The sequence below is a fragment of the Paenibacillus kribbensis genome (assembly GCF_002240415.1).
Classification (GTDB): Bacteria; Bacillota; Bacilli; order Paenibacillales; family Paenibacillaceae; genus Paenibacillus; species Paenibacillus kribbensis.
The window spans coordinates 830,782-854,587 of sequence record NZ_CP020028.1 but is presented as its reverse complement, the minus strand read 5'-3'; the positions used below and the strand labels follow the sequence as shown (position 1 = coordinate 854,587).

Below are 23,806 nucleotides of genomic sequence, written 5' to 3'. Positions count from 1 at the left end.
CTTATTAAACCCTCTTTTCTGCTCACATCGCGTCTTCCGCCGCACCTCCATCAACCTGCCGTTTTTTTGGAATTGCGTTCAGGCAGCTGCCCTCCGCCAAGAGGCTCCTTTTGACTTGAAAAGATCGCCTTCAGCGCTCTTCTGTAGCCTTGAATGGCAGCATGATTTTTCCGAGGTCTCTCTCTCAAAATCTGATATAATGTCGTCCAGTACAACGCTGCATAACCAATCGGTCCGGAACGCTCGTCCCGCAGCAGATGAATATGATTCATCACCCGCATATAAGTGACCTGCTCCATATTGTCGCGCGAGGACGGCGATTCGTGATGAAGCAGCGTGAGCGCTGGATTGATGTACAACGGGCCGTTTTTCATCGCAATACGCGAAAGCAACAGATCCTCGCCTACGCTATAGCTTTGCAGCCAGGGCACCGGCTCCAGACCTTGAATGGCCTCCCGGCGAAATGACATATTACACCCATGGAAAAACTCGGTTCGGAACGTCTTCTTCGCCTTATGCCAGTTGTACATCGAGCCGGACTGACCGCTGAGGGACAGCCTGCCCTTGGACAAAGACTGCTGAAATGACAGCAGGCAACGAATCGTCCCCATGAAGCTGTTGCTCATTCCCTGTGCAATGCCGCCGATACCAGCAGCTTGCGGATAAGTTTCATAAGTATGCATTAACTCATGCAAATAGTTGCTCGGCAGCTCCACATCATCATCAAGGAACAAAATAACGTCACCCCGCGCAAGCTCAACCGTCTTCACACGCGATAACCATAAGCCCGGCTGCTCCTTGCGATGATATCGGTAAGCAATACCCGCTCTGCCCAGCTGCCGCTCATAACGCTCCAGCACATGCTTCGGCAGTTCTCCATCGTCGATAACCCACAGCTCGGTTTCACATCCCTCCGGTGCTCCGCCAATAGCGATTGAATTGATGCATCGGGTCAGATCGTCAATCCGATTTCGGGTGCACAGGGCAATGGACAAGCTTAACATCATACTCCCCCTTTATCCTGTAAATGTGTGTAGAACAGATTACTGAACCGCCGGGCCTAAATACTCGTTGTATTTTTGCTTGCGCGGGTTCAGAATGAACAACACCCCCTGCCTGTATCCGTCTGCGGCATTAAAATTGCGGCGCAGCGTTTCTTTGAGCATCAAGTAGGATAAGGTCCATAAAAGAGCTCCATACCGAATGGCTCCTGCCTTTTTCAGAGCGAGAAAATAATAGTGGTTGATCGCTGTAGCCTTGGCTACCTTGCCCGCCTTATCACGCGAGCTTGGAGATTCGTGATGGATGATGGTTAAATCGGGATTGATAACGAGCTTGCCGTAACGGCTCGCCAGCTGGCACATGTACAGATCGTCAGCCACAGCATAGCTGGTCATCCACGGATATGGCTTCATATCCCGCAGCGCATCCTTTCGGAATGACATATTGCAGCCATGAAAAAATTCGGTGTCAAATATCTCCGTTGCTTCGCTCCAACGCAGTAATGAACCTGCCAGACTGCTGGGTGAAAGTTTGCCGAGGGATGGGGACATCTGAAATGTCAAAACGCCCAGCAGCTTTCCTGCCCGGCTCGAATGTAGTCCCTTTGCAATCCCTCCAACACCCACAATCGTCTTATCCTGATCATAGGTATCGAGCAAGCGCCGGATATAGAGTTGATCGTCCAGCTCGGCATCATCGTCAAAATACAGCACGATATCATACCGCACGAGAGACAAGGCTTCATAGCGGGATAGCCAAACACCGGGACGAGTTTTTTTATGATACTTCAGAACGCCTTGGGGCAACCCGGATACCATGTCACGATATTGCTCGACCTGCCTGCCGGAAATATCACCGTCATCAACAATCAGCAATTCTACAGCCGTATGCTCCAGCTGCTGCTGTGCTGCAATAGACTGTATACAGCGTGTCAGGTCTTCGATCCGGTTGCGGGTGCAAATGATGATGGAGACATCGGACATGCCATTACCTCCTGTGAGTATCCAGAAGCTTTGGAAGTGATATTCAATCTTTTTCCAATTGCTGGATTATATATGTTTATTGTATCTTTGACAGCGTTTTAGTGTATATACCTCTTTTGTATACTTTTTCAGTCACCAAAAGGGTAGATATACTCGAAAAAGGGCAAAAAAAGAGGATCGGCTTCTAGCGCCAATCCTGATCTAACCTTGAAAGTCCAGAAACAACGTCGCATTCACATACCGGCGTGCCATGGACAAGAAATAACTGTTTTGCACCGCTACCGCTGCTACCAGCAGCGTATTACGTACCGCCTCACGCTGATTGGTAGTCAAATACGGTAAACGACTGGTGTATTGATCTGCCGCCTGAACCAGCAGTTCCTCTGTGGCGCCTTCCTGACGCTGCTGTACTGTACTGAAATTCCCGTTTTCTTTTGCATGTCCAACTCCTGTCACATCCAGCAATTGATCTCCATTCGCATCCAGTTCCTCAAACAAAGTTGAATACGCGGCGTACAAATCCACTGGCTGAATCAGATCATCTGTATCATCTTCCGGCTGTTGGAACAGGATATGAAACAACTGCCGGATGGATTCAAAATCAAGGCATGATTTTAAATCCTCCACAATGAGCAAAATGGCTGCCTGGTTGACCGAGTATTTTTTGCCGATCTTCGGAGCGCCGAGAAACTCCTTGAAATCACGTTTGACCCAATTTTGCATGGAGGCCAGCGAGACATGGCTATACTCGACCAATTGACCTAGAGAAACGATCTCCTGAAGCGAAAAGGCGGCGCTGTGCTTGCCCTTGATGATTTTATCCAGCACAGGCGTCACTTCCGTATACAAGAATGTCGGCATGGTACTGCCGGAACGACTATGAGTGCGTCTCCAGGCATCCTGAAGAACGGCCAGAGGCTGCAATTCGCGGCGGCCTTCCATGGCCAGCAGCAAATGGGCCATATCACGGCGAGTGAGGGTAAAAGACTCCATCTGCTTTCCTCCCTTTATCACATTTCAAGTTCATTTGAACTCATCATACGCTCTTGAACTAGGCTTGTAAAGTGAAGCAATGAGCCGTGCGGGTTCTTTTATGCCATGTTTTCCGTGCAAATTGGCGGCAAGCGACCTGCCACGATTCCATATGAACCTTGTATATTTTCTTTTAAGTTCTTACAATAAGTTCAAGTGAACTTAAAATGGAGTTCCTAAAAAAATTGAACGAAAAAGGGATGAGTGAAGATTATATGGGTATAGGTGTCAGTCTATTTTTGTTTGCGGTGTTGATTTTATTTAGTGCTTTCTTCGTAGCTACCGAGTTTGCGATCATTAAAATCCGTTCCAGCCGGGTCGATCAGCTGGTAGCGGAAAACCGTAAAAATGCACTGGCGTTACAAAAGGTCGTCAATAATCTGGATGGCTACCTGTCCGCCTGTCAGCTTGGTATTACGATTACAGCTCTGGGACTCGGCTGGCTCGGTGAACCGACCGTGGTCAAATTGCTGGAGCCTCTCTTTCAACAGCTCAACATCAATGGGGATTTTTCACATATCCTGGCCTTTATTATTTCATTTATCATTGTAACTTACCTGCACGTGGTGATCGGTGAACTGGCTCCCAAAACATTGGCTATCCGCAAAGCGGAGGCCATCAGCCTCTTAACCTCCCCCGTTATCGTGTGGTTTAACCGGATTATGTATCCGTTTATCTGGCTCCTGAACGGCTCGGCCAACCGTCTGGTTCGTCTGTTCGGTCTTCAACCGGCAAGCGAACATGAAGAAGCGCATTCTCAGGAGGAAATTCAAATCATTTTGTCCGAAAGCGTGGAAAGTGGTAAGATCAATAACACCGAATATGGCTACGTGAATCGGATCTTTGCTTTTGACGAGACCGTCGCCAAGGAAATTATGGTGCCACGTACAGATATGGTATGCTTGTTTACGAATCGCTCGCTGAAAGAAAACATGCTGACTATTCATGAAGAGCAGTATACCCGTTTTCCGGTGGCGACAGACAGCAAGGATCAGATCATCGGTATGATTAATACCAAGCAGCTGTTCCTTGAGTATGATCGCAATCCGGAGCTTGTTTTCGATAGTCTGATTCAGCCGATCTTGACCGTTCCCGAGGTTATGCCCGTTAACACGCTGCTGAAACGCATGCAGAAGGAGCAGGTTCATATCGCTCTTCTCGTCGATGAATACGGCGGAACCTCCGGTCTCATTACCATTGAGGACATTTTGGAGGAAATTGTTGGCGAAATCCGAGACGAATTTGACAAGGATGAACGGAAGGAAATCGAGAAACTGACGGAAAACAGTTATTTGATGGATGGTAAAGTATTGCTTTCCGATCTGAGTGATTTGACTGGCATGGCATTGGACGATGAAGACGTGGATACTGTCGGAGGGTGGGTGTATAGCCGGGTTCCAGAACCGAGACAGGGCAAGGAATTCATAGAAGATGATGTGAAATTTATCATTCGTGAAATGGGTAAAAATCGTATTCGTCGGGTGGAAATTATTTTACACCAGAAATCTCCGATATCGGAATTAGAAACGGAATCTGAATGACATATTTTAGGGCAAACGACTCAGGTCGTTTGCCCTGTACGCGTGTAAGGAGGAACTAGTAAAGTGGATATTTTATCATCTATTATTATGGGAATTATTGAAGGACTGACAGAGTTTTTGCCGGTCTCTTCGACGGGTCACATGATCCTGACAGCTGATCTGCTCGGGCTCAACACAGAGAATGATACGGTCAAAACGTTTGAGGTCATCGTGCAGCTAGGTGCTGTAATGGCGGTTGTCGTATTGTATTGGCGCAGATTCCTGAGTTTGTTTGATTTCAGACGCAGAACTTCATCCCAGCCACGCCTTAATCTGCTGCATATTATTTTGGCCATGATCCCTGCGGGGCTGATTGGCGTACTGTTCCGCGATGTAATCAAACAATACCTGTTTGGTCCTGAAACCGTATTGTACAGTTTGGTTATCGGGGGCCTGCTGATGATCGCCGCTGAAAAATTCCATCCGCCTATTAAATCACAAACCATCGATGAAATTACGTACAAACAAGCATTTACGATTGGTTTGTTTCAGGTTCTGGCTCTATGGCCAGGCTTCTCCCGTTCAGGCTCAACCATGTCCGGGGGTTTATTCGCACGTGTGAGTCATACGGCAGCCGCAGAATTTACATTTCTGGTATCTGTTCCAGTCATGCTGGGCGCATCAGGCATTGATATGATCAAAAGTATGGATCATCTGTCCATGAGCGATTTTCCAGTGTTCGCGGCCGGCTTTATTACCGCATTTATCGTCGGAATGCTGGCGATCAAAACATTCCTCGGTCTGCTCAAACGCTTGAGCCTGACCTCATTCGCCATCTACCGCTTCGTACTGGCGGCTGTGTTCTTCTTCATTATTTTGTAAGCCATTATTTGTTGCTTTACATTCAAAAAGGGATATCCGCATGGCATAAATCATCTGCCATGGGATATCCCCTTTTTGATTACACTGAAGCCATATTTACTAAAATGTACATACGTTCATTCCATGCTTGAAGCCTGCGTACAGATTATTGTTTGGATTCCAGCGTGGTCAGATACTCGGAAACTTGTGCTGGTGTTTTGGCGTATTTGCTGTGCAAATGAGCAATTTTTTCGCCGTTGCAGAAAACAAGCAGGCTTGGAATACCGCGCACCTGATTTTCCTCGGCAATCGGCTGGAATTTCTCGGCATCGAGCGCAAAGAAGCGTTTATCTGCGTTTTTCTCAATAATACCGTCCATGAATTGATCCAGTGTCTTGCAATCCGGACACCAGGTTGTATCAAATTTTACGACGGTCAGGCCGTCACCGTTAATCAAGTCCTGATATTGCTGCTGTGATTCAATGCGTTCCATGCGTGTGCCCCTCCTTAGGGTGTATTTATGAACCTCTCCATACTCAAATATGGATGATAAACCTGAGCTTATTCTTATATTGTAATGATTCTTTCATATATTGCAACTGGGACAAGTACACGTTGAACTTATCAGCGGTACTGTGCATCATAACGATTGGCCCGGCTGATTTGCTGCAGTGTCTGCCGCTCCTGTCCGGTTAGCGGCGAGATATCCGCTGCTGCGGTATTATGCTCCAATTGTGCCAATGAGCTTGCACCCGGGATGACAGCAGCGACAGCCGGATGAGACAGGCTGTAACGGATAGCTGTCTGCCCCATGCTGCGATCTGCCCCTGCGAATGCCTTTAATTGCTTCCGCACGTCCAGCAGCTCCGCTTCCTCATAGTCCAGATAGCCCTTGGCTGCCTTTTCTTCCCCTCCATCAGCCAATACGCCGCTGGCGACAGGCCCGCGTGCAATCACACTGATTCCCCGTTCATGTAGCAAAGGCAGCACCTCTTCCTCTGCACGCCGATCCAACAAACTATATTGGTTCATGACACTGACGATATTCGAGCGTTGGGCATATTCTCGAATGACGTGAGGACGAATCGAAGAAATGCCATAATAGCGGATAACGCCCTCTCTTTTGAGCTGTTCAAAGGCCTCAATCGTTTCGTCCATTGGATCGCCAATCGTTCCCCCATGAAGCTGGTACAGGTCGATATAGTCCGTTCCAAGGCGGCGCAGGCTCTCTTTGACCGCAGACAGGATATATGGCTTGGACGGGTCCCATCCCCAGCCCTCCTGCCCCGGTATGCGCCGATTGCCAACCTTGGTCGCCAGGATGACATCCTGCCGTCGCCCACGGATCGCTGCACCGACAATTTCCTCATTGCGCCCGTAATGGTACAGATCGGCTGTATCCAGCAGATTTACACCCTTGTCCAGCGCTTCATGTATCAGGTAAATCCCCTGCTGCTCCTCCGTGCCGATCGACATACATCCCAAGCCAATCTCGCCTACCAGCAAATCCGAAGAGCCCAGACGGTTTTTTTTCATATATGAGTTCCCTCACTTTCATTAGCGTGTAACATCAAATTTTGAATATTACTCTATTATACGCAAAAAATAACCCCAAAGGGCATAGAGACTCCACGATCTCCAATCCTTTGGGGTTATTGTATAAAGTCCGTATTCCATTTGTGCTATCGGAACAACCATTTGATGGCCTCGGGGAATTGACGCTGGAAAAAATCCACTCGATGCACCGCATCCTCATCCAACACGAGAAGAACATCCTTTTCATCAAGCCCCTGTCCCAGTAGCGCTTCACGTGCCTGAAGGGTTAACGAAACCATATCTTTCTGCACATTCGTTTTCCCCTCACCTTCACGCGTCCCGACGGATACGTAAAATTGATGTGTACCAACCGCTCCAGTTGCAAAAGAAGCAGACTGCATATAGCCGATCATGCCCGGATACCAATAGGAGCCTGAAATCGAGCCGATGCGCCCAAATACGTCCGCATATCGAAAAGCGGCATACATAGAAATCAATCCGCCCAGCGAGGCGCCGATGAGGCCTGTATGCTCCGGTCCGGTTTGAACCGGAAATTCCGCCTCGACGTATGGCATGACTTGTGTCACTATAAATGCCAGATAAGCATCTCCACCCCCGCCAAAGGCAGGTCTTCCTTCTACTAGAGCTGCCACCTGCCAAGGTGTATAATCATCCAGCCGATTGACGGGCTGAATGCCTACCAGCACGACACAGGGGAGCTCCCCCGCAATAAAACGCCGCTCCAACTCATCCAGACTGCTTAGAAATAATGAACTGCCATCCTGTACATACAGTACAGGATAGAGCTCATTTTCTTTCGCGAAGACAGGAGGCGTATAGATGTGTACAAGGTACTCATCTAATAAAACATCATCTATAGTTCCTTTCATTCTACTCAGTCTCCACTTTGTAAAACATGAAATTACTGCAACGCAGCGTCGATTTCCTTGATCATTTCAGACACTGATTCCAGACCGTTGCCTGACAAATACCAGTAGTTTGGATTAAGGTACACAATATGGCCGTTTTTATAAGCGTTCGTTTTCTTCACCAGTTCATTTTCAAGCGTTTGTTTGCCTGAAATCTGTTCCTTACCTTCTTCTACCACCACAGCCCCGCGGTCAACGACAAAGATATAATCCGGATTTTTTTGCTGTACATATTCAAAAGAAACCTTTTGTCCATGCGTGGATACTTTAATGTCAGGATCTACAGGTGTGACGCCAAAAGCATCATGAATGATGCCAAAGCGGGAATTAGGTCCGTATGCGCTCAGACTGCCTTCATTCGTCAATACAATCAGGCCTTTGGCCTTGCTCGCTACAGCCTTGTCGTGTACAGCCTTGATGGAGCTGTCAATCGCAGCCAGTTCCTGTTTGGCAGCATCCTCTTTGTTAAAGATTTGGCCCATCAGCTCTACATTTTTCTTGAAGGAGTTCACAAAATCCTTGGTATCTACGGCTACCGAAATGGTCGGTGCAATTTTGCTTAACTCCTTGTAGGCATCTGCCTGTCTGCCGCCAATAATAATCAATTCAGGAGACAAATCGCTGATTTTCTCGTAATCCGGTTCAAACAGCGTACCAGCACTTGCATATTTGGAATCCTTATATTTGCTCAAATACGTAGGAAGATCCTGCTGTGCTACCGCCGCAACGTCAACACCCAGCTTGTCCAGCGTATCCAGCGCGCCAAAGTCAAAAACGACGACGTTTTTCGGATTAACCTTGACCTTCACCGGGTTTTCATCCAGTGCATGTTTAACTTCGATCGTTTTGGCTTCGGTTGTTGCAGCAGAGGATGAGTCGTTACCCGTCGTCTCCTGAGCAGCCGGAGCTGCTTTACCACAGGCTGATACAATCAGCACCAACACCAGCATCAACGTGAGAAGCATCATATTTTTCTTCATTATTAATTCCTCCTAAGTGAAATACACACAAATTTTATGATCACCGATCTGTTGAATCGGAATATCCATATCGTACAAATCTTGTAATACCTGGCTGTCAATCATCTCATCGACGGTTCCTTGCTTTAGCAGCCTGCCGTCCTTCATGCCCACAATATAGTCCGAATAACAGGACGCAAAGTTGATGTCGTGAAGCACCACCAGAATCGTTTTGCCCAAATCATCCACCAGATTGCGCAGCGTCTTCATAATCTGAACCGAGTGCTTCATATCCAAATTGTTCAACGGCTCATCCAGCAGTATGTAGTCCGTGTCCTGGGCCAGAATCATGGCAATAAAGGCCCGCTGCCGCTGTCCGCCACTAAGCAAATGAATGTGCTTGTCCTTCATATCCTCCAGCCCCATATAAGCCAGGGACTGCTCCACCATTTTGCGATCCTCGCTGTTCAACCTGCCCTTGGAATACGGAAACCGGCCGAAGCTCACCAGTTCCTTCACGGTTAGGCGGATATTCACATCATTCGTCTGTTTTAAAATAGATATCTTCCGCGCCAGATCCTCGCTTTTGGTCACGCTCATCGCCTGCCCATCAATGAGGATTTCTCCTTCATCGCTGTCTGTCAGGCGACTGATCATCGACAACAAAGTGCTTTTCCCCGCGCCGTTGGGGCCAATAAAGGAGGTGATGGTGCCTTTCGGTACGGTGACGGATACCTGATCCACCACATTTTTATTCCCGTAGCGTTTGGATACGTTTTTGACTTCTACCATGATTTATTCTCCCGCAGCAAAAGATACAGGAAGTACACCCCCCCGATAAAGTTAATAATGACGCTGACCGTTGTCGATAAGTCAAAGACTCGCTCTGCCAGCAGCTGGCATCCAGCCAAGGCGATAACACTGACCAGGATGGAGGCCGGAATAATATAACGATGCTGATAGGTTTTCATCACCTGATAGGCTACATTCGCCACAATCAGCCCGAGAAACGTAATCGGCCCGACAAGCGCTGTAGAAATGGAAATAAGAATGGCTACGATAACCAGCAATCTTTTGATGATAAAACCGTATGGAAGCCCCAGGTTAATCGCATGCTCCCGCCCAAGCGACAGCACATCCAGATACTTGATGAACCGCCACGCATAGGAAAATACAAGCACAAGGATCACCACAGATAGCCACAGCAGCTCAGTATTCACATTGCTGAAACTAGCGAAGCTTTTGTCCTGAATTTTGGCATATTCGTTCGGGTCAATCAGCACTTCCATAAAGGTGGACAGACTGTTGAACAGCGTACCGAACACCAGACCAATCAGCAAAAGCACATAAATCCCGCGTCCATCCTTGCGAAAAATTAATTTGTACAGCAGACCCGCAAACAGCACCATCAAGCCCACGGACAACAAAAAATTCAGCTCTCTGCTGGTCGAAATAAACGGCACCGAGCCAAACGCAAACACAATGGTCGTCTGAATCAGCATATACAGTGAATCCAGCCCGATAATACCCGGAGTCAAAATTTTGTTATTTGTAATTGTCTGGAAAATAACCGTTGCAAAAGCAATCGATCCACCTGTCAGGATGAAGGCTGCGATCTTTTTCAATCGTCGCGGCAGCGCGTAGTGCCAGGTGTGCGGAAGATCTACAAACACAAAAGCAGCAATCAGCAGCAGCGCGGCGGCAGCTAATATTCCGATTTTTAATTTAGGATTCATAGGCCCTTCTCCTCAACAGCAAATACAAGAACAGCGCGCTCCCGATCACACCCACGGTAAGCCCCACAGAGATTTCATACGGATAAATGATGACCCGTCCCAAAATATCGCAAAACAGCACAAAAATAGCACCAAGAATCGCTGTATGAGCCAGGCTTTTTTTCAGATGATCCCCCATGTACATGCTGACCACATTGGGTACAACCAGCCCCAGAAAGGGAATTGTCCCCACAGTTAAAATGACAACAGAGGAAACCAAAGCCACAATCACCAGACCCATATTGACGGTGCGCCTGTAATGCACGCCTAAATTTGCCGCAAAATCCTCGCCCATACCTGCAATTGTGAAACGATTCGCATAGATGTACGCCAACACAACCAAAGGAACACTAAGGTACAGCATTTCGTAGCGACCGCTCATAATCAGAGAAAAATCCCCCTGCATCCACGAGGAAATGCTCTGGATCAGATTGTATTTATAAGCAAAGAAGGTCGTCACTGAATTCAAAATGCCTCCGAACATCAAACCAACCAGCGGGATAAATACCGGGTCCTTGAAACGAATCTTATCCAGTATTTTCATAAAAACAAGTGTCCCGGCAAGAGCAAAACTGAAGGCTGCCAGCATTTTCGTCCAAAATCCAGCCGCTCCAAACACCATGATCGCAATCAAGACACCCAAGCGTGCCGCATCCATCGTCCCTGCGGTAGTAGGCGATACAAACCGATTCCGGGTAAGCTGCTGCATGATCAGCCCGCAGATACTCATACTCGCTCCTGCGATAATAATGCTAATCAACCGTGGAAGTCTGCTAATCAGGAGCACCTGCGCCTGATCATCGGTTAAGCGGAACAAATCGAGCGGAGTTACATCATGAACACCGATAAAAACCGAGGCAAAGGCCAGTACCAGAAAAGCCAGTATTAAATAACGCAATTTCATGTTCTAACCAAGGGAGCCTGTTCTCCATAACCCTGTACCAAGCTTCGGCCCTTTCCTCCCTTCAATAATGATAATCATTATCAAAATGAACTAGCATAAATTATAGCAGTGATATCGTATCTGTCAAATTTTTTTGAAATGAATAAACCATGCAAAAAAGCCGCCGGGGGCATCCCGACAGCTTGCTCTGTCTGAATTGAGAAGTTAAAAACGGGGAACCTGCGGCTTCCAGGTTCATGCCCAACTTCTCTCCAACCTTCATCATCCGATGGTTGCTTGACCATCATGGCTTCACTACTGAACTCGCACCTTATTCGCACCAGGCTGAATTTCGGGTGGAATAGGACATACGTAAGGCTGATCCCCGAGTCTGGCCCGCAAGTCAGCCTGCGCCTTCGCTACCAGTTCCGGATGCTCCAGCAGCTCGGCGGCCGTAGCAGCCATGACCTTGGCGGCATGCAGCATGCCCTTGTGGCCGATGGAGGTCGCACCTGAGGCAACCCACTGCCATGTATGCGCCTGTGTTCCTACAGGAAAACAAGCGGTCGTGCACTGTACGGTCGGTGTAATCCAGCTTACGTCGCCGACATCGGTTGATCCATACAGCGGCTCGGTGCCTGTATAAGGCTGAAGAATATCAGCCATATCCTTATCGCGCAGGCCCGGATATTTGACCAAGATCCCTGCGCGTTCCTGCTCATCCAATGTCGTACGTATTTCGGCAGCATAGGCCAGTTCTTCCGCCGTAAATTCCGGCACGCCCAGTTGCTCGAACACGCGGTACATGGTTTGCTCCAGCACCGGGCTAGGCATCAGGTTGGAGCATGCCTTGTCAAATACGATTTCAACCTCCGTACCCGTCATCAGTGCCGCGCCGCGAGCAATATCGCAGACCCGCTTGTAAATATGCTGCACCTGTGACGCTTGCGGTGCCCTGATCAGATACAGCACTTCCGCATTCGCCTGCACCACATTGGGAGAAAAGCCTCCGCTGTTCGTGATTGCATAATGCAGGCGCGCGTCCTGCACAATATGCTCGCGCAAATAGTTTGCGCCAATGTTCATAAGCTCAACGGCATCCAGCGCACTGCGGCCCAGATGTGGAGCGGCGGCGGCATGTGCGCTTTTGCCTTTAAACCGAAAATAAACCTGCACATTGGCCAATGTGCTCACAGACATAATGCTGTTATAGTCCATCGGATGCCAGCACAAAGAGAAATCAACATCATCAAACAATCCTGCGCGCGCCATAAACGCCTTGCCCGAACCGCCTTCTTCACCCGGACAGCCGTAGTAACGGACCGTTCCCGACAATCCGTTCTGCTCTATCATGTTCTTAAGGGCCAACGCTGCGGCCAAAGAAGCCGAACCAAGCAAATGATGACCACAGCCGTGACCATTGCCTCCCTTTTCTACTGGCTCCTGCCGGGCTATGCCTTTATGCTGGCTAAGTCCCGACAAAGCATCATATTCCCCGAGAAATGCGATAACCGGCTTACCGCTGCCATAGCTCCCGATGAAGGCTGTTTCAATACCGCCCACACCACGCTCTACAGCGAAGCCCTCCTCTTCCAGACTGCGGCATAACAGCTCGGCAGATTGATATTCCTCGAAGCGTGTCTCTGCAAATTGCCATATTTGCTCGCTAATTCGAATGATTTTATCCCGTTGTCGTTCAATATCTTCGGATAATAGCTCTATATGCTTCATGACTGGTGTCCACCTTTCTCAGCGAAGCGTCCGCCTAGCCAGCCGCTCCAGCAGTTCTACGCTGCGTGGCAGCACCTCTTCCTGAATATCAAACTCCGGATGATGGTGAGGGGCGGGCAGATCGCAGCCGATGATCATATACGTGCCCTTTCCTCCCAACTCCTGAACACGCCGAATCATGTAGCTGGCATCCTCACTGCCCAGCGAGCTAGTTTGCCCCATCGCTTTCTGATTCACGAAGCCCTCAATATGCTGTGCTTCCTCTGCTGTCATTTCTGCCAATTCCGGGCTGCATACAATCGGGATTGCGCCGCCGATGACGCGTACTTCATGCTCCAGCTCATGCATTCCTGCACTATGGGCTATGATATTGCGTACCCGTCTCTCCAACTCTTCATTCGTCTGCTCATCCACCGAACGTGTTTCGATGATCATACGCGCGGTTTCAGGTATGATGTTGGCGGCTGTGCCACCTTCCAGCACCCCTACGTTAATACGTGTTTCCCCGGTGCTGAAGCGGGGCAGCGACTGAATGTTCAGCAGCGCGGTGGCCGCGCCTAGCAGAGCATTGTTCCCTTTTTCCGGCGAGGAGCCCGCATGTGACGCCACACCGCGAAAGCGTGCCTCTAGTTTGGTGGACGCTAGAAAGCCTGCCGAGCTGCCGTGAATTTCACCCAGCGGTACATCACAGCCCAGATGCTGGCAAAAAAGCGTATCTACGTCGTCCAGCATTCCTTTGTTCACCATAGCATAAGCGCCTCGAACGCCCTCTTCTGCCGGTTGAAAGATCAGTTTAACCGTGCCCGCGAACTGACGGTCACTTAATCGCTCGGCCAAGCCGAGGCCAATCGTCGTATGTCCGTCATGGGCGCATGCATGCATATGACCTTCATACAGTGAACGGAAGCCTTCGGCCTGCGGCACATGCCGTGTTTCTGTGCTTTCCGTAATCGGGAGCGCGTCCATATCGAACCGGAACGCAACGGTGGGGCCTTCCTGTACTCCCCGCAGGGTACCAACAACAGCCGTATAGCCCCCCTTCATGTGGGCCGCAATAGCAGGGTCCGCTCCATCCCGCAATGCGCGTTCATAAGCGGCCTCCAGCACTTCTTTTTCCGGCAAGCCGCGCACGGAGCTTGGTTCCATCGCGTCCTGTCCATAAATAACCTCGTAGCCGAATTGCCGCAGCAAGCCTACAACCTTGGATGCCGTTCGGAATTCAGTAAAGCCCAGCTCAGGATGACGGTGCAAATCCCGGCGCAGCTCGATCAGATCTAACATATATACCACCTTACCTTTTATATGAAATAGTAGAATTTACAAAATCGCACGTTTCAATTATGACAGACTATAACCGTTCTAACTAGGATAATTTGGGATATACACCCGGTCCAATCGGTAGACCCAGCAGATACCAAACCACGACCAGCAGCGTCCAAACCAAGAAGAAGAAAATAGGATACGGGAGAATGAGAGAGTAATAGGTGCCGAGCTTCGCATCCTTTTTATACTGCTGAAGAAAACCGACAAACAAAGGAATAAACGGAGATACCGGGGCCAGCGGAATGACAGAGGAATCCGCCACGCGGAAAATCATCTGCGCAAAAGCAGGATGATAGCCCAGCACCATAAACATCGGTATAAATACAGGTGCAAGCAAAGACCAAATGGCTGAGCCACTGGCAATGAACATACAGAGGAATGCCGACAGGAAGATCAGGCCAACGAATACAGGCACGCCCGTCAGGTTGATTTTTTCTAAAATATCGGTAATGTACAATGCGATAAAACGCCCCATATTACTCCAATTGAACATGGCTACAAACTGGGACAACGGAAATACCATAATAATAAAGCCTGCCATGTCCTTAATTGGATGGACAAGCAGCTTGGGGATGTCGTTCTGCTCCCGGATTGCTTTGGTCGTGATGCCGTAGGTGATAGCTACAGCGAAAAAGAACAACAGAATCACCGGGACAATGCCTGACAGAAACGGCGAACCCATAATGCCTCCCGTCTCCGGGTTACGTAAAATCCCGTTAGCTGGAACAACCATCACGGCTATAGCGGCAATGTACACCAAGGCGGCAATTCCGGCAGCACGCAGCCCTTTATTTTCACGGGAAGACAGCTTTTCCAGCTTGAACGGGCTCTCCCCGCCTTGATACGTGCCCAGTCGCGGTTCCACAAATTTATCCGTAATCAAACCGGCGAGCAATGTAAGCACAAACACGGAAGTCATCATAAAATACCAGTTGTCCAGCACACTCACAGAAATCGCAGCATTGACTGACTTGGCTACCTCGGTGCTGATACCGGACAAAAGCACGTCTGTCGATACAATCAACAGGTTGGCTGTAAACCCGGAGCCCACACCTGCAATAGCTGCCAGCAGACCAGCGACAGGATGACGTCCAACGGCCAGGAAAATAAGCGCGCCCAAAGGAGGCATGATGACGAGGGCGGCATCCGAAGAAACGTGGCTAAAAAAGGCAATAAATACGACCAAATAGCTGGCATAGCCGGGACGTACGACGAGCGCTATTTTACGAATGACAGCCTCCAGCAGCCCCACCTTATCAGCCAATCCAATCCCCAGCATCAACGCCAGAATAGAGCCTAGCGGGGTAAAGCCGGAAAAGTTTTTGACGATGTTGGGTAATAACCATTGAATGCCTTCGGTACTAAGCAGGTTTTTGACCTGCACCCGTTCATGGCTGATCGGATCAACGGCGGAGGCATGAAAGACAGATAGTACAGCAGTGCCTAATAAAAGAAGAATAATCAAATAGACAAACAGTAAAAAAGGATTGGGCAGCTTGTTACCCACCCTTTCGACCCATCTGAAGATGCCAGTTTGTTGCTCTACGTTTTCCATGTTTGTCCCCCTCTTGGCGCTATTAAGCGAATATTTAACGACTTTTTCGCTTAATGGTTTTGACATATTATATCTTTGGTTTCGAGCCGTTTCAATACTTTTGTTATATTTAATAACATATCAACGTTATATAATTTTTTTATCATGCTAAATTCAAGCAGATTCATCTACAAAAAAAGCTCCCAGAGGTCAGGTTACTTCACCTGTTCTTCAAGAGCTTTCATCAATGCTTTTATAGTTCTATCGCATTCCGTGTTGATTTCGTTACCGCTTGAGCTGATAAATTTTACGCGGCCGTCCACGACTCGTCTGGAGTTCTCCGCCTGTAGCAAGGGCCAGTCCATTTTCCACCAGCCCCAGCATAATGCGCTGTGCATTGCGGACTGTCATGGACAAATCGGCGGCCAAATCCGATGCGCTAAAGCTTCCCCATCCCTTGCGTCGGGCAAGCGCCTCGATTTTGCGATACGTACGGATGCTGACCGCAGCCTGATTTAAGCGATCCAGCAGTTCCCGGTCCTCTGTACGATATTCATACTCCAGTTCATCCTGCCCTCCAGCCGATTCAACCACAGTTCCGTCCGCCCTCACGATGATAATATCGCCAACTTCTCTCTCTTTGGCCGTCTGAATCGCCTTGCGTGCGTGCTGCTCCGCCGAAAGGGCCGTTTCGCCAAAGCCTATGCCAACCGCCACAGGCTGGTCTACCTCTGTCTCCAGCCGAAATACCGCTTCACGCAGAGCAGCAATTTCCCGCTCCATCGCCCCGCGCGAGCCAAATATCTGGTATCGACCATTTCCATTCTCCAGAAGAGAGCCATCCAGCTTGTCACAAAACTCCAGCAGCACACGCTTGATCTCCAATTCCAGCAGCTGTACATAATATTTTGCGCCTGAACGCCCTGACACCTTGTCCAGGTTCTCTATTTCTATGATTTGCACGCCAATCTGGCTATCTTTAAAGTAGGAGGCTCGCTGCTTCTCGATGCTAATACGAAGCGCTTGACGGATTTCCATACGGGTCACATCAATTTTACTGCAGGGCACACCCCGTTCCAGCAGCCTTTTATGCACTGCATGCATACAGGTCAGAGCTGCCTGCGTCTGCCCACTCTCCCACATTTTGATGTGAGCATCGGCTAATTCCGTTTCCTGTTGCTTGTCCCGGTGTCCATCCTGCTTGATCTCGAACATATGGATAGCAAACATGGATTCCGGCAGTTCCAGCTCATCCAGCGATTCCTGCAGGTTAAACTCCTCTAGCTCCACCATATCCAGCGATATGCGCTTAATTGCAGGAGATGTATCCTTTAAAAGATGGAGAATCCCTTTGTACAGGCTGGCTCCTGTCGGGGAGCAATATACGATACTATCAGAGTCTTTAAGCTGCGGTTTCACTGCCATGTAAGGAATAGGTCCGGTAAAAAGCCATCCACTCACCTCTCCACGGTGAGCCGGGATGATAGCCGCTGCTTCCACCAGATTTTCATACGGATAAGGGATTAGCTTCGCCGTATCTGCATACTCACGCCCCACCTCTATGATCCGATCAATTGAGGGTTTCGGACCCACTACTCCAATCGTATACATGAAAATACTCCTCCTGATCTGTATGCAGGACGGCGGTTATTGATCCTACGCCTGTCTTTGGCTATATCGTAGCTGTTTTATCGAGGAGTAGCAAGGTGTGTGCAGAGTGTGGTGGGAATGGTGAGTGTGGTGGGTTTCGTGGGAAGTGGCGCTGCGCGAATGATTTGATCTTACGATCGCTGTTGCCACGGGATTCTTTGGATTGGATGGGACATAAAGTGGTAAGAATCCCGTGGCAAAGGCGAACGCTGACGCTTCTACAGATTCAAATCCTCCGCTTCGCTGACTTCCCGCCATTCCACTACCACATCTGCGTGGGGAGGTAAGGTAGTTGAAAAACGGATTTCATCGCTTCGCTTGATTCAATTTATTTTTAACTACATTACTACGTTACTACATTATTACATTATTAATGCTCTATATAATAAACTCGAAAAATGAACATAAAAACGGAGTAGGCGGAATGGTGCTGTACAAGCGGGGCGGTGGCGATGGGAAGCACCATCCGGCTGCGTAGTGGCGCATAGGTAACTATTAAGTCGATTTTTTTTATTTTTTGATGTGTTGACAAACAACCAAAAATCATTTATCTTAATATCAAGATAATAAATTATAAAGAAAAGTTAACGACTGTTTATTTTACTTTGAAAAAACGAATCATATAAAAACCAAGGAGGACAATGACATGAAACTGTTAGGATTGCATCACGTATCGGCGATTACAGCGGCGGCGGCTAAAAATGTTGATTTTTATACTCAGGTTATGGGGCTTCGGCTGATCAAGAAAACGGTGAACCAGGATGATGTTAGCGTGTATCACCTCTTTTACGGAGATGAGCGTGGAACTGCGGGGACGGAAGTTACATTTTTTGAAATTCCACATGCCGGACAAACTCGTACAGGGAATAACAGCATTTCGGCACTCTCCCTGCGCGTACCAAATGACAAGGCACTGGATTACTGGAAAAACCGCTTTGAGCAGTTGGATGTAAAACATGGCGAAATTACGGATCAAGCGGGACGCCTGGCGCTTTCGTTCGAGGATTTTGAAGGACAACGCTTCTTCCTCGTTTCGGATGAGCATGATAACGGTGTGCGCGGCGGGACGCCTTGGGAGAAAAGCCCTGTCCCTGCCGAATACGCCATTGTGGGACTTGGCCCGGTTCATCTGACCATTCCCAAAGCGGAGAATACAATTCTCATTCTTGAACAGGTTATGGGCTTCCGCAAAAAGGACTCCTATCCTTCTCCCGTTGCCGGACAGCCGGATGTGGTCATTTATGAGACGGGTGAAGGCGGTACCGGAACTGAAGTTCATCTGGAAGAACGCAACGACCTCCCACAAGAGCGGCCAGGACGAGGCAGTGTGCATCACGTAGCCTTCCGTGTTGAAACCGAGGAAGAGCTTAAAGAATGGGTAGAACGTATTAGCCAGTTGCAAATTTCCAACTCTGGCTTTGTTGATCGCTTTTATTTCCGTTCCTTGTACTTCCGTGAGCCCAACGGCATTCTGTTTGAATTGGCTACCGATGGACCCGGCTTTGACACCGACGAGGAATTGGAGTTTTTGGGAGAATCCCTGTCGTTGCCGCCATTTTTGGAGCCGCGCCGCGAATCTATTGAGGCTAATCTCAAGCCGCTTAACACCAAACGTTAATTGAATTTTCATTTGCACAAAAGGGCATTCCGCCACCTGCAAGCTTTTAGCTTTGACAGGTAAGCGAAATGCCCTTTTTAGCTATGCTTACAGCTTTTTATCATCCACGCTGTTCAGCCACGCTTCGATTTCTCCGATCACAGAGGCGATACAGCCGTCCTGGAACGGCGAGATCAGTCCAGCCAGCTCAACCAATCCGGTAAAAGATCGGCTCCCCCCGGCACGGCACAGCTTCAAATAATCCTCCCACGCCGCTGTCCGGTCGATGCTCATACGTTTCCAGAACTGGAATGCGCACAATTGCGCGAGTGTGTAGTCAATATAGTAGAACGGGGATTGAAAAATATGCCCCTGCTTGTGCCAAAATCCGCCCTGCTCCAGATACTCATTGCCTTCATAGTCCAGATGCGGTTTATACTTGCGTTCAATGGAGCGCCATGCGCTTTTACGCTCGGCCGGTGTCCAATCCGGATGCTCATATACGGCATGCTGGAATTCGTCTACGGCTACGCCGTAAGGTACGAACAGCAACGAAGAGGACAGATGTTCAAAGTGATATTTGTCCGTATCTTCTTCAAAGAACAGCTTCATCCAAGGCCATGCGAAAAATTCCATACTCATGGAATGGATCTCAGCCGCCTCCATCGTTGGCCAGTGATACTCCGGAATTTCAAAATGGCGGCTCTCATAGACCTGGAAGGCATGACCTGCTTCATGCGTCAATACGTCGATGTCACCGGATGTACCATTAAAATTGGAGAAAATAAACGGCGTACCATATTCGCTCAAAAAGGTACAATAGCCACCGCTTTGCTTACCCTTTTTGCTGATCAAGTCCATTAATTCCCGTTCGATCATAAAGCTGAAAAATTCATGTGTTTCCGGTGAAAGCTCCTCATACATACGTGCTCCATTACGAAGGATCCACTTCGGGTCACCTTTTGGCGTAGGGTTGCCTGACAGGAAGTTGAAGCCTTCATCATAATAGCGCAGCCGTTCCACACCGATGCGCTCGCGCTGACGCTCCTTCAGCTTGGTTGCCAGGGGAACAATGTGCTTCAGCACCTGCTCGCGGAAATTGGCAACCATGGTGGCATTGTAATCTGTACGTCCCAAACGGGCATAGCCCAGTTCTACGAAGTTGTCGTAGCCCAGCTTATGTGCCATGCGTGTGCGTACCTTGACCAGTTCATCATAAATCCGATCCAGCTCGTCCTCATGCTCGCTCATAAATTGATATTTGGCCTCGGATGCTTGTTTGCGTGTTTCCCGGTTGGTATCCAATTCAAATGGCAAAAGCTGCGCCAACGTGCGTTCTTGTCCTTCAAACTGGATCTTGGCAGACGCAATGAGCTGGGCATATTCGGAGGTCAGCTTATTTTCCTGCTGCAAATCCTCAATAATATCCGGGTGGAACGACTTGAGTGCTACCTCGGCAATACTGAACAGCTGGCTGCCCCATTGGCTCTCCAGTTCGGCTCTGAACGGAGAGTCCACCAATGCCCGGTAGTAATCCGTTACATACTCCTGGATTACCGGCATGAAATCATCAGCATACTCTTGCTCCGCTTTGTAAAAGGCATCCTCCGTATTAATGGAGTGCCGAACTTCCACCAATTGCAATTGCGTTTCCACATGACTGCGCAGCTTGTTAATCGCATGAATCACTTCATTTTGACGTTCTACGCTGTCTGCCTCGCGAAACTGCTGCAACAGCGTTTTAAACCGCTGTTCAATTTCAGGCTGCTCTGGTCGGCTGTAGGCCATTTGGCTGAATAATGTCATTGCTTTCGTTCCCCCCTTAGTGTAATAAACCTGATGCCTATTATACAGTACGATTAGACAAAACTGGAAGCAATAGCTCAAAAAAAAGACAACCTCAAAAGCCGCAATACCAAGTACTGCGGCTTTTGAGGAGCCAGGCTGGCTCTTATCTCATAGATATCTTTGCCTCAAGCAATTATTATATATATGCAGCCTAATGGAGATTTATAAGACCTCTTTGTTATGCTTATTGATTTTGTATACTTATTGATTTTGTAAACGGTGTGCAGCATGTAGGGTCGGACCAACGAATTCATTCAGCTTGAAGCTGCCTTCAATGGCCTGTGTGATAAATTTCTTGGCCTGATCCACCGCTTCACGTACAGTCAGCCCTTGGGCTAAACCAGCCGTTACCGCTGCGGAAGTGGTGCAGCCTGCACCATGGGTAAAGCTCGTTTTTACTACATCCGCTTCAAACCAGTCAAAAGTGATTCCGTCATACAGCAGATCCATCGCTTTGCCTGCGCGAATTTTACCACGATCCTTGATCAGCACGTGCTTCGCTCCGCGCTCATGGATAATGGCAGCCGCTTCCTGCATCTGCTCCAGCGTCGTGATGGGTCCATTCTTCGCCAGCTGCGAAGCCTCGAACAAGTTCGGCGTTACCAGGTCAGCGCCAGGAATTAACAATTCCAGCATCGCCTCTGTATTTTCCGGCTGAAGCACTTCATCCGTACCTTTGCAGACCATAACCGGGTCAATGACGATCCGCTTCAGATCATGCTTTTTCAAATGGCTGGCTACCAGCTCGATAATATCAACGGAACCAAGCATTCCGGTTTTCATCGCATCAAAACCGATACCTTCCAATACAGTGCGCAGTTGTGCTTCTACCACATCCAACGCAACAGGATATACAAGATGGTCCCAGGTTTTAGGTCCCATCGCAACTACGGTTGTCAATACGGTCATGCCATATACGCCAAGCTCCTGAAAGGTTTTCAGGTCTGCCTGAATACCCGCTCCTCCGCTTGTGTCGGAGCCCGCTATCGTTAATGTTTTGGGAATCGTCATTTGTACATGCTCTCCTTCACTTTCTGTGCTGCATTTATCCTAATCCCGCATACGAAACTTGTCAACGCACCAAAGCGTCTTTTCCATGCCAAAAGTCACAAAAATCAGCAACAGCTAAAAAACGAGGACATTCCCCTCTGGAACGGGAACATCCTCGTAAGTGTTATATGAAGAGCTCGCATGAATTGGAATTACGAATATCCACCGGTACTGTGATCATAGGCATGATTCTTTTCATTTTTCCGTACGCCGAGACAGAGGCTTTGATACAAATGCTGCTGTTCCGGAGTAGCAAAATTCCGGTGCTGCTCAAATAGGGCCATACAACCGATGATATGCTCGGTATAGCTATTATCTACAGACAGCTGTAAGCAGTGCAGTGCTTGTCCCAATCCCTCAGAGAAATCTCCCTTTCGAAAATGATATTCCGCATACACCTTGCAAAAGGATGCAAAGCGAAATGCATTAAAGTGCTTGTGATAATGAGTGTCCCATTGTTCCGGTGCAAGCTCCCAGAAGCTCTCGAGCTGCTGACTGAACAGTCCCAGCTCTGCATCCACAAAATAACCGAACCGGTTCGCTGATTCAAGCAATGTGTTCAAGCCTTCCAGCGTCTCATCCGGATGCTCGCGCAAATAAGTAATATACTCATAGATTGCAGAAGTGTTACCCATTTTAATTTCAATACAAAGTCGATTGCCCCGAGCATATACACGGTGCATTTCGACTACTTTCCAGCCTTCCTCGTCCAAGCCCTCAAGCCAGCTTAAATCTGCATAACCTTCAATCCATTGCTTGGATTCCTCATATCTGCCCTGAAACTCATAGCAGCTAGCCTTTAGCAGATGCCCCTGGGCATAGTAATAAACGAGCGGCTTAAGCAGCTCCAGGTGTTCATCCCCAAATCGATTCCGATTACGATACAATGCCTGCGCCAGTTCTCTTAGCTCATCCGCATACATTTCCATCTCGGACCATTGCATTTTTGACGCAAACACTTGGGACAGCATATGTAAGCCTTCCAATGCGTATGTTTCCGGTAGACGGCTGCGGTATAAATGGAATTGTACAGCAGCCTTCAAGTTCCGCTTGTTATCCTTAATCTGAACCTGGAAAATACGAAAATAGCTGATCGCCAAGCGTTCGGAATGGGTATACTTCTCACTCTCGATAACACAATCATACAGAAGCATGGAGGCTTCATATCGAACATTCTCAAACATCTCTTCTGCTGTCTCAAAAATAGCCGGAATATTCGATAAATCATCCATCAGATAGCCAAGCACACTACGTATGCAGTCCAGCTTGTTCAACTCCGAGCAACGGAGAAGAAACGGACGCAGCCTTCGCCAGTGCGGCAAGGAATGAACAAAGCATTCATCCACATACATCTCGAACAAAGCTCCTTCTTCCAATCCCATGGCCTCGGTGATTAGATCAAGCTGATTAACTGAAATGGGCCGTGGAGGGTTCCGGTTAAGAATACCGCTGAGTGTACCCGGATTTACCTTGGAAGCATCTGCAAAACACTGCATCGAAATACCTTCACTTTGAATATACTTTTCAATTTCTGCGCGAATCGTGGTGTTTTTTTCCAAAGGGACACCCCCTCAAACGAATGATAGTGACTTT

General features: G+C 48.5%; 20 protein-coding genes. 3 read left to right on the top strand and 17 right to left on the bottom strand.

Translation table 11 applies throughout. The features are described from left to right. Nucleotides 1-50 precede the first annotated feature (50 nt). The 3 genes from B4V02_RS03820 to B4V02_RS03810 all read right to left on the bottom strand — a co-directional run bounded on the left by B4V02_RS03820 (nucleotide 51) and on the right by B4V02_RS03810 (nucleotide 2,978). Nucleotides 51-1,004: a glycosyltransferase family 2 protein gene (locus tag B4V02_RS03820; RefSeq protein WP_094153803.1), complete on the bottom strand. Its 954-nt coding sequence runs from the start codon at nucleotides 1,002-1,004 to the stop codon at nucleotides 51-53. 39 nt (nucleotides 1,005-1,043) lie between these two features. Next, a complete protein-coding gene (locus tag B4V02_RS03815) occupies nucleotides 1,044-1,985 on the bottom strand; it encodes a glycosyltransferase family 2 protein (RefSeq protein WP_094153802.1) in 942 nt (313 codons plus the stop codon). A gap of 201 nt (nucleotides 1,986-2,186) precedes the next feature. After that, nucleotides 2,187-2,978 carry a DUF1836 domain-containing protein gene (locus tag B4V02_RS03810; RefSeq protein ID WP_094153801.1) on the bottom strand — a complete coding sequence of 264 codons (792 nt, stop codon included), beginning with the start codon at nucleotides 2,976-2,978 and terminating at the stop codon, nucleotides 2,187-2,189. A gap of 224 nt (nucleotides 2,979-3,202) precedes the next feature. On the opposite strand from B4V02_RS03810, the gene B4V02_RS03805 reads away from it, so the two are divergent. Both B4V02_RS03805 and bacA read left to right on the top strand, forming a co-directional pair. Beyond that, complete coding sequence (locus tag B4V02_RS03805; protein WP_094156930.1) at nucleotides 3,203-4,558, top strand: hemolysin family protein; 1,356 nt, start codon at nucleotides 3,203-3,205, stop codon at nucleotides 4,556-4,558. A 63-nt stretch (nucleotides 4,559-4,621) separates the two neighbouring features. After that, on the top strand, nucleotides 4,622-5,419 hold the full coding sequence (bacA, locus tag B4V02_RS03800) for an undecaprenyl-diphosphate phosphatase (RefSeq protein ID WP_007432208.1): 798 nt from the start codon (nucleotides 4,622-4,624) through the stop codon (nucleotides 5,417-5,419). Nucleotides 5,420-5,564: 145 nt separating this feature from the next. Here the strand turns inward: bacA and B4V02_RS03795 are convergent, their stop codons facing one another. The 11 genes from B4V02_RS03795 to B4V02_RS03745 form a co-directional block, all read right to left on the bottom strand. Further along, a complete protein-coding gene (locus B4V02_RS03795; RefSeq protein WP_094153800.1) occupies nucleotides 5,565-5,891 on the bottom strand; it encodes a thioredoxin family protein in 327 nt (108 codons plus the stop codon). A 131-nt stretch (nucleotides 5,892-6,022) separates the two neighbouring features. Next, on the bottom strand, nucleotides 6,023-6,934 hold the full coding sequence (locus B4V02_RS03790) for an aldo/keto reductase (protein ID WP_094153799.1): 912 nt from the start codon (nucleotides 6,932-6,934) through the stop codon (nucleotides 6,023-6,025). 146 nt (nucleotides 6,935-7,080) lie between these two features. Next, entirely contained in the window at nucleotides 7,081-7,824 is a 744-nt protein-coding gene (locus tag B4V02_RS03785) for an alpha/beta hydrolase (RefSeq protein ID WP_094153798.1), read from the bottom strand. Between the two features lie 32 nt (nucleotides 7,825-7,856). Then, the gene (locus B4V02_RS03780; protein ID WP_094153797.1) at nucleotides 7,857-8,843 is read right to left on the bottom strand and encodes a siderophore ABC transporter substrate-binding protein; all 987 of its coding nucleotides are present in this window, start codon (nucleotides 8,841-8,843) and stop codon (nucleotides 7,857-7,859) included. 12 nt (nucleotides 8,844-8,855) lie between these two features. Further along, nucleotides 8,856-9,614 (bottom strand): iron ABC transporter ATP-binding protein, encoded by a 759-nt coding sequence (locus B4V02_RS03775; protein WP_094153796.1) that lies wholly within the window; start codon nucleotides 9,612-9,614, stop codon nucleotides 8,856-8,858. After that, complete coding sequence (locus tag B4V02_RS03770) at nucleotides 9,608-10,558, bottom strand: iron chelate uptake ABC transporter family permease subunit (RefSeq protein ID WP_094153795.1); 951 nt, start codon at nucleotides 10,556-10,558, stop codon at nucleotides 9,608-9,610. The genes B4V02_RS03775 and B4V02_RS03770 overlap by 7 nt, the downstream gene beginning before the upstream one ends. Beyond that, nucleotides 10,548-11,501, bottom strand: coding sequence for an ABC transporter permease (locus B4V02_RS03765; protein WP_094153794.1), 954 nt, complete (start codon nucleotides 11,499-11,501; stop codon nucleotides 10,548-10,550). Before B4V02_RS03765 ends, B4V02_RS03770 begins: the two co-directional genes overlap by 11 nt. 294 nt (nucleotides 11,502-11,795) lie before the next feature. Continuing rightward, nucleotides 11,796-13,211 carry a M20 family metallopeptidase gene (locus B4V02_RS03760; RefSeq protein ID WP_094153793.1) on the bottom strand — a complete coding sequence of 472 codons (1,416 nt, stop codon included), beginning with the start codon at nucleotides 13,209-13,211 and terminating at the stop codon, nucleotides 11,796-11,798. Between the two features lie 18 nt (nucleotides 13,212-13,229). Then, nucleotides 13,230-14,492 (bottom strand): amidohydrolase, encoded by a 1,263-nt coding sequence (locus B4V02_RS03755; protein ID WP_094153792.1) that lies wholly within the window; start codon nucleotides 14,490-14,492, stop codon nucleotides 13,230-13,232. A gap of 82 nt (nucleotides 14,493-14,574) precedes the next feature. Further along, on the bottom strand, nucleotides 14,575-16,089 hold the full coding sequence (locus tag B4V02_RS03750; RefSeq protein WP_007432219.1) for an AbgT family transporter: 1,515 nt from the start codon (nucleotides 16,087-16,089) through the stop codon (nucleotides 14,575-14,577). 264 nt (nucleotides 16,090-16,353) lie between these two features. Continuing rightward, the gene (locus tag B4V02_RS03745) at nucleotides 16,354-17,679 is read right to left on the bottom strand and encodes a helix-turn-helix domain-containing protein (protein WP_094153791.1); all 1,326 of its coding nucleotides are present in this window, start codon (nucleotides 17,677-17,679) and stop codon (nucleotides 16,354-16,356) included. A gap of 685 nt (nucleotides 17,680-18,364) precedes the next feature. On the opposite strand from B4V02_RS03745, the gene B4V02_RS03740 reads away from it, so the two are divergent. Further along, complete coding sequence (locus B4V02_RS03740; protein ID WP_094153790.1) at nucleotides 18,365-19,336, top strand: ring-cleaving dioxygenase; 972 nt, start codon at nucleotides 18,365-18,367, stop codon at nucleotides 19,334-19,336. 87 nt (nucleotides 19,337-19,423) lie between these two features. On the opposite strand, the gene B4V02_RS03735 is transcribed toward B4V02_RS03740, so the two are convergent. The 3 genes from B4V02_RS03735 to B4V02_RS03725 all read right to left on the bottom strand — a co-directional run bounded on the left by B4V02_RS03735 (nucleotide 19,424) and on the right by B4V02_RS03725 (nucleotide 23,772). Further along, the gene (locus B4V02_RS03735; RefSeq protein WP_094153789.1) at nucleotides 19,424-21,121 is read right to left on the bottom strand and encodes a M3 family oligoendopeptidase; all 1,698 of its coding nucleotides are present in this window, start codon (nucleotides 21,119-21,121) and stop codon (nucleotides 19,424-19,426) included. A gap of 243 nt (nucleotides 21,122-21,364) precedes the next feature. After that, the gene (gene thiD, locus B4V02_RS03730; protein WP_010344591.1) at nucleotides 21,365-22,174 is read right to left on the bottom strand and encodes a bifunctional hydroxymethylpyrimidine kinase/phosphomethylpyrimidine kinase; all 810 of its coding nucleotides are present in this window, start codon (nucleotides 22,172-22,174) and stop codon (nucleotides 21,365-21,367) included. Between the two features lie 191 nt (nucleotides 22,175-22,365). After that, a complete protein-coding gene (locus B4V02_RS03725) occupies nucleotides 22,366-23,772 on the bottom strand; it encodes a DNA-binding protein (RefSeq protein ID WP_094153788.1) in 1,407 nt (468 codons plus the stop codon). Between the last annotated feature and the right edge of the window lie 34 nt (nucleotides 23,773-23,806).